This window comes from Actinophytocola sp., assembly GCF_036378875.1.
Classification (GTDB): Bacteria; Actinomycetota; Actinomycetes; order Mycobacteriales; family Pseudonocardiaceae; genus Actinophytocola.
Map to the genome: position 1 here is coordinate 114,724 of NZ_DASUVO010000169.1, position 7,245 is coordinate 121,968.

A 7,245-nucleotide genomic window follows, 5' to 3' on the forward strand; every position below is an offset into this window, starting at 1 on the left:
GGGACGCCATGACTGGGTGGACGCTCAACGAGAAGAACCTGGTCGCCACGGCCGCGGCGGCGGCACCCTCGGTCCACAACACGCAGCCGTGGGTGCTGGAGTTCCATGAGGACCACGAGGTGAGGCTGTACGAGCGGCTCGACCGGCCGCTGCCACACCACGATCCGCTGGGCCGCGACCGGCTCATCTCCTGTGGCGCCGCGCTCGAACACGTTCGGCTCGCCATGCGGATCCTCGGTTGGCTACCCCAGATCGCGCTGCGGCACGACGGCGCCCGCGTGACGACCACCGGCCGAGCCGAACCGTCTACAGTGGATCGTCGGCGGCACGGTGCGATCGTGGCCCGGCACAGCCATCGCAGGCCGTTCGCGGCGCGACCAGTGGCCGCCGCCCTGCGCGCGGAACTGCTCACCGCGCACCACACCGACGGCGTCGGCGTGCGCCGCCTGTATGACGACGAGACCCCGGCGCTTGCCCGACTGCTCCACCACGCCGCGCTCGCGCTCCGCGCCGACGATGCCTACCAGCGCGAGCTGGCGGCCTGGACCGCGCCCGTGCGCGACCCGCTGCCGGGAGCCGGCGTGTCCTCGGCCATCCGCCGCACCTCGACGCTGCCGTGGGGAGGCCTGGTTCGGCGCACCACGATGGTCCCCGACGTTCCGACCCTCACCGGACGGCTACGCGGCGAGCTGATCCTGCTGCTCGAGACCCCGGACGACGGACCGTTCGACCACGTCCGCGCCGGCACGGCAGCCGAGCAGATCTGGCTCGCCGCGGTGGACACCGGTCTCGCCGGCGCACTGTCGACCCAGCCGTTCCAGCTGCACGAGGTCCGCGCCGGATTGGTGGAAGCCCTGTCGTTGAGCGGGTTTCCGCAACTGATGCTCCGGTTCGGCCACCAGGTGTGAAGAGCACCCGGTGGCGATCGCGGTGGGGGTGGACGACGCCAGCGCCCGCCCCCACCGCGGCGTTCAACGGCTGCTGCGCAGGAAGTCCAGGATCGGCTGGGTCTGGCCGACGATGGAGTGCGCGACATCGGGTAGCAGGGTCACCGTGGCGTGCGGCACGGCGCGGTTGACGCGCCTGGCCGTGTCGTGGGAGTCGAACATCGCGTCGCGGCCGCCGATGATCACCAGGACCGGCATCGTCAGCTTCCGCAGGGCCTCGTCTCCGAACACGGGAAGGCGGTCCCGGCGGGGTAGGAAGTGCGTGAACATCACCGCCAGGTACTCGGCGATCTCCGGCATCGTCCGTGGATCGACGCCCGCGACCGCCTTGATCGACCGGAGCATGCCCCATCGCCCGAACGGTTTGTACAGCAGGGCTTTGAAGAGGAACCCGACCTTCTGGCGTCCGATGCCGCCCGGGCACAGCAGTGCGAGGCTCTCGACCCGGCCTGGTCGCCGCGTCGCGTAGTCGAGCGCCAGCCATCCGCCGAGCGACGCGCCGGCGATCGCGGTGCGTTCGAGTTCGAGATGGTCGAGGACGTCGTCCAGCCACAGCGCGTAGGCGGTGGAGTCCAACGGTGGGCGCGACGGTGCCGAGAGCCCCGGTTCGCCGATCATGTCGACGGCGTGGACGCGGAAGTGCCGCGCCCACGCGGTGATGTCACCCATCCACATCGTCGCGTTCGAGCCCGAGCCGTGGAGCAGCAGGAGCGGTGGCGCCTCGGCGGGGCCGGACACCAGCACGAACGTATCGCCCTCGCGCGTCGGCACCCGGCGGCGCTCGGCCGGGACAGGCCAGCTCGCGAGCGTCTGCTCGTAGCGGCGCAGGATCTCCCGTTCGCCTGCCTCGGTCTTGTAGATCATGAATCGAGCACCGCCTGCAGGTATTCGAGGACGTGTCTGGTGTCGCCCAACCCGCCGACCACGATGACCTTCATGCGTGCTCGTCCTTCGTCGTAGACCGTCTGCACGCGTAAGGGCTGGTCGCTGGGGCCCGTGCGCATGGCCGTGAGAAGGGTGCTGACGCGGTGGGCCGTCTCCGGGCTGACCACGTCGATCTCGACGATGCTCGACACGTCGACGTGCCGGTGCCGGCCGACCTCGGGCGGATCCACGACGGGCGAGCCGACGAACGCCTCGAGGTTCTCCCGCGAGATGCGGTACTGCTTCCCGATGCGGACCGCCGGCAGCCGTCCGTCACGCACATAGCCGCGGACGGTGCGCACATGCAGTCCGAGCTGCTCAGCCACCTCTTCCACTGAGTAGAGCTGTTTGGTCACATCGTTACTCTAACAGCCCCATGTGAGATGCTTTTAGGTAAGGATGGGTAATGATCTAGAGATACTCGCGCGACGCGTCCACCAGCCAGTCGGCCAGGTACCGCGCGAACGAGCCGCGCACCATCAGCCGGTACACCGGCGCGTCCGATGTCTGCCACAGGATGACCTGGGTCCTCGCCACCGTGGTCTGGGCGCAGTGGCCCTCAGAGAACGCGCGCGGGTGCAGGTCGAGGGTGCAGCCCTTCTCCAGCACGTCACGGGCGTGCGGGCCGCTCAGCTCGATCGTCGTGCGGTTCGCGGACACGTCGACGCCGCCCGGCAGGTCGGGGCCCGGGCCCACCACGAGCCATTCCGTGGGGCCCAGCCACAGCACCGCGCGTTCACCCCACTGCGCGACCGACCCCGGCTCCGGGCGAGGGAAGTCAGCCGTGCCCTGCACGTTCACCGCGGGAACGGACGGGATCTCCACCAGCCGCACTCCAACGCCAGAGGCCAGCGGGTGGTCGAACAGTGGGCTCAGACGCAAGAGCGCGCCGCTCACGGCGTCCCCTCGCAGGCTCGGTGACGCCGTTCGTCGGCCCGCGGTGTCCATGGGACGTTCCGCAAGCTCCGCGACCGAACCGTCACGGCGGGCGCCTTCCTTGTCGTAGAACACCGGCTCGGTGATCGTCGCTTCGATCAGATGGTCGCCCACTGGGGCCACGACGGTCTCGCCGATGCGGTCGCGGCCGCCCTTGACCAGTGCCAGTGCGAAACCGCGGGCCAGTGCGGCACTGCGGTAGCTGGACGTCACATGTCCCAGCATCGGCACGGGCGGGGTCAGCGGGACACCCGGCGCGACGAGCTGCGCGCCCTCGGGCAGGACGACCTCCGGATCCGTGGGCAGCAGGCCCACCAGGTGCTTGCGGTCGGGCCGGGCGGTGTCGGGGCGACGCAGGGAGCGCCTGCCCACGAAGTCCTTGCGCGTCGACACGATCCACGACATGCCGAGGTCGTGCGGCGTGACCGTGCCGTCGGTGTCCTGCCCGACGATCGGGAAGCCCTTCTCGGCACGCAGCACGTGCATGGTTTCCGTGCCGTACGGCGTGATGTCGTCCTCCTCACCCGCCGCCAGCACGGCACGCCACACCGCCAACCCGTACCAGGACGCGACGTTGACCTCGTAGGCCAGCTCGCCCGAGAACGAGATCCGCGCGATGCGGGCCGGGATCCCGTTGTGCAGCACGGTGTCCCGGAACGTCATGAACGGGAAGGCCTCAGTGGACACGTCCAGGGACGGAGCCAGCCGCCCCACCACCGCACGCGATCGGGGGCCAACCACGGCCACCGTCGACCACTGTTCGGTGACGGAGGTGAACGTGACGTCCAGCGACGGCCACTCGGTCTGCGCCCACTCCTCGAACCAGTCCAGCACCTTCGCCGCGCCGCCGGTCGTCGTGGTGACGTAGAACCGGTCCTCGGCCAGCCGCATCGTCACGCCGTCGTCGAACACCATGCCGTCGGCGCCGCACATCAGCCCGTACCGGCACGCGCCGACGGTGAGCTTCTTGAACGCGTTGGTGTACATACGGTTCAGGAACTCGCCCGCGTCCGCGCCGACCACCTCGATCTTGCCGAGCGTCGACGCGTCCTGCACACCGACACCGGTTCTGGCTGCGCGGCACTCGCGCAGCACGGCGGCGTCCATGTCCTCGCCCGCACGTGGGTAGAACCGCGGCCGCCGCCACTGCCCGACGTCCTCGAACACCGCGCCCGCCGCGACATGCCACGAGTGGATCGGGGTGGTGCGCACGGGGTCGTGCAGCGCACCCCGGTTCCGGCCGGCCATCAGCGCGAACGACACCGGCGCGTACGGCGCGCGGAACGTCGTCGTGCCCAGTTCGCCGGGGGAGTCGAGGCCCAGCGCGGTGGCGATCACCCCCAGCGCCGGCACGTTCGACGTCCGACCCTGGTCGGCGCCGGTGCCGATCGTGGTGTAGCGCTTGACATGCTCCGGTGACCGCAGCCCGGCGCCGGTGGCCCGCAGCACGTCCGCGACGGTCGCGTCCCGTTGCAGGTCGACGAAACACCGGTCGGGGTCACCGGACGCGTGCCACACCGGCCGCGGTGGCGTGACCTCCCGCGGCCGTACCGCCGGCAGCGCCAGTTCGGTGGACGGACAACCCACCAGCTCAGCCGCTTCCACACCGGCGGCGGCGCCCTGTGCCAGCGCTTCCGCCAGCCCGTACACGCCGTTCGCAGCGCCGACCACGCGGTTGGCCTGCACCGACTGGTCCGGCACGAACGCCGCGAGCCGGTCGTCCCACCGCAGCGTGCCCCGCGACTGGCTGTGCAGGTGCACCACCGGGTTCCACCCACCCGAGACCGCCAGCAGGTCACACGGAAGCTCACCGTCCTTCGTGGACACGCCGACGATCCGAGTGGTACCCAGTGCCCGCCGCACGACCCAGCCGGCCCGCACCTCGATGCCCGCCGAGACCGCCCGCTCCACCAGATCGGCAGGCGGTGTGGGGCGAGCGTCCAGAATGGACACGACCTGCGCACCCGCGGCGGCGAGGTCGAACGCCGTCTCGTAGGCGCTGTCGTTGGTGGTCTGGACGACGACCTCCTGGCCGGGAAGCACGGCGTACCGGTTGACGTACGTCCGCACGGCCGACGCCGACATGACGCCGGGCAGGTCGTTGTCTTCGAACACGAGCGGTCGTTCGTGTGCCCCGGTGGCCAGCACGACCCGCCGCGCACGCACGTGCCACAACCGCCGCTTCTGCGCCACCAGCACGTAGTTGCTGTCGTAGTAACCGAACGCGGTCGCCCGGGTCAGCACCCGCACCTCGGGCCGGGTGCCGAGCTCGGCCTCCGCCGTCGCCACCCACGGCAACACCTCGCGGTCCGACAGCAGGCTGCCGCCGAGCGACGGCTGGTCGTCCACGAGCATGACCCGTGCCCCACCCGAGGACGCCGCCAACGCGGCCGCCAGCCCCGCCGGACCGCCGCCGACCACCAGGACGTCGGTGTGCACGTACTTCTTGTCGTGCACCTGCTCGTCCAGCGGTTCCAGGCGCCCGACCCCACTGAGTGTCGAGGCGGTCAACCCGTCCACCAGCTCGACCGTGGTCGCGGTCAACGACGGCTCGCCGTCGACCTGCACCAGGGCGTTGGGCTCCTCGACGCCCGCGGTCACGATCCCACGTGGACGGTGCCGGTACGGCGACGGCCCGACGGTCAGCACGCCGTCGGCGAGCATGGCCGAGGCGAGGGTGTCACCCGCGAACCCGGTGCGTTCGACGCCGTCGAGCGTGTACCGAAGCGGTGTGGTGCGGTCGATCCGACCACCGGTGGACAACCTCATCGCGTTCCCTCGAACTCACTGGTGCCGGTGTGCCGGACCGTGTTGAACCAGCGGCGGCAGCCGTCGGCGTGGACCCACCGCTCGGCGAACAGACCCTTCGGGTTGTCCCGGAAGAACAGGTACTCCGCCCAGTCCTGATCGGACAGTGACTCCGGGTCCGCCGGGTACGCGACGTGCGCCTGCCCGCCGTAACGGAACTCGGTCTCCTCGCGCTCGCCGCACCACGGGCATCGAATCAGCAGCATGATTCCCTCGCTCAGTGCGCGACGGCGGCGGCGCCGTGCTCGTCGATCAGGGCTCCGCTCGTGAAGCGCGTCAGGCTGAACGGCTCGTTCAACGGATGCGGCTCGCCGGTCGCGATCGTGTGCGCGAACACCCACCCGACACCGGGAGTCGCCTTGAACCCGCCTGTGCCCCAACCACAGTTGACGAACAGGTTCTCCAGCGGGGTGAGCCCGATGATCGGCGACGCGTCCGGGGTGACGTCCACGATCCCGCCCCACGTGCGGATCAGGTGCGCGCCCGCGAAGATCGGGAACAGCTCCAGCGCGGCGGCCATCTGGTCCTCGATGACGTGCACCGAACCCCGTTGCCCGTAGGAGTTGTAGGTGTCGATGCCCGCGCCCATGACCAGTTCGCCCTTGTGTGCCTGGCTGACGTACACGTGCACGTGGTTCGACATCACCACGGTCGGGTGGATCGGCTCCAGCAGCTCGGACACCAACGCCTGCAACGGATGGCTCTGCAGCGGCAGCCGGATGCCCACGGTGTCGGCGAGCACGCTGGAGTGGCCGGCGGCGGCCAGCCCGACGCGACCCGCGCGGATCGGCCCCCGGTTCGTGTCGACACCCACGACCCGGTCACCGTCACGCAGGAACCCGGTGACCTCACAGTGCTGGATCAGGTCGATCCCGTACGCGTCGGCCTGCCGGGCGAACGCCCACGCCACGTGGTCGTGCTTGGCGATGCCCGCCCTCGGCTGCCAGGTGCCCCCGAGCACGGGGTAGCGGGTGTCGGGGGAGGTGTTGAGGATCGGGCAGATCTTCGCGACCTCTTCCGGTGTCAGCCACTCACCGTCGACGCCGTTGAGCTTGTTGGCGTTCACGCGGCGGACCGAGTCACGCACGTCCTGGAGCGTGTGCGCGAGGTTGAGGACACCGCGTTGGCTGAACAGGACGTCGTAGTCCAGATCGTCCTCGAGCGTCTCCCAGAGCTTGAGCGCGTGCTCGTAGATCGCGGCGCTCTCGTCCCACAGGTAGTTGGACCGGATGATGGTGGTGTTGCGGGCCATGTTGCCGCCGGCCAGCCAGCCGCGCTCGAGCACGGCCACGTTGCTGATCCCGTGGTAGCGGGCCAGGTAGTAGGCGGTGGCCAGACCGTGTCCGCCGCCGCCGACGATGACGACGTCGTAACGGCGCTTGGGCTCCGGGTTGGCCCAGAGGAAGTCCGGGTGCTCGGGCAGGTGCCGCTGGTTCATCGGTGGTCCTTCGCCAGGTAGGTGTCCGTCGTCGGGTGGGGGTCCTTCGACAGGTGGGGATAGAGCGGGAAGCGGGCGGCCAGGGCCCGGACGCGGTGGCCGAGCCCGGCCAGGGTCGCGGCGGAGCCGTCACCGGCCAACGCGACGGCGATGATGTCGGCGACCTCACCGAACGCGTCGGCGTCCAAGCCC

The 7,245-nt window shown here is 70.4% G+C and carries 6 protein-coding genes and 2 pseudogenes; 1 reads left to right on the plus strand and 7 read right to left on the minus strand.

Features of this window, described 5'->3' with window-relative positions:
- Positions 1-8 precede the first annotated feature (8 nt).
- Positions 9-908, plus strand: a complete 900-nt coding sequence (locus tag VF106_RS47770) for an Acg family FMN-binding oxidoreductase (RefSeq protein WP_330846761.1) — start codon at positions 9-11, stop codon at positions 906-908.
- A gap of 63 nt (positions 909-971) precedes the next feature.
- Here VF106_RS47770 and VF106_RS47775 read toward each other — a convergent pair whose 3' ends face one another.
- The 7 genes and pseudogenes from VF106_RS47775 to VF106_RS47805 form a co-directional block, all read right to left on the minus strand.
- Entirely contained in the window at positions 972-1,811 is an 840-nt protein-coding gene (locus VF106_RS47775) for an alpha/beta fold hydrolase (protein ID WP_330846762.1), read from the minus strand.
- Positions 1,808-2,227, minus strand: a complete 420-nt coding sequence (locus tag VF106_RS47780) for a helix-turn-helix domain-containing protein (RefSeq protein ID WP_330846763.1) — start codon at positions 2,225-2,227, stop codon at positions 1,808-1,810. Before VF106_RS47780 ends, VF106_RS47775 begins: the two co-directional genes overlap by 4 nt.
- Positions 2,228-2,282: 55 nt before the next feature.
- Positions 2,283-2,819 carry a sarcosine oxidase subunit gamma gene (locus VF106_RS47785; protein ID WP_330846770.1) on the minus strand — a complete coding sequence of 179 codons (537 nt, stop codon included), beginning with the start codon at positions 2,817-2,819 and terminating at the stop codon, positions 2,283-2,285.
- A 27-nt stretch (positions 2,820-2,846) separates the two neighbouring features.
- Positions 2,847-5,576, minus strand: a pseudogene (locus tag VF106_RS47790) (2Fe-2S iron-sulfur cluster-binding protein); the annotation flags it as partial.
- Entirely contained in the window at positions 5,573-5,821 is a 249-nt protein-coding gene (locus tag VF106_RS47795; RefSeq protein WP_330846764.1) for a sarcosine oxidase subunit delta, read from the minus strand. The gene VF106_RS47795 and the pseudogene VF106_RS47790, both read right to left, overlap by 4 nt.
- A gap of 11 nt (positions 5,822-5,832) precedes the next feature.
- Positions 5,833-7,053, minus strand: coding sequence for a sarcosine oxidase subunit beta family protein (locus tag VF106_RS47800; protein WP_330846765.1), 1,221 nt, complete (start codon positions 7,051-7,053; stop codon positions 5,833-5,835).
- Positions 7,050-7,245: pseudogene (locus VF106_RS47805) on the minus strand (hypothetical protein); the annotation flags it as partial. The gene VF106_RS47800 and the pseudogene VF106_RS47805, both read right to left, overlap by 4 nt.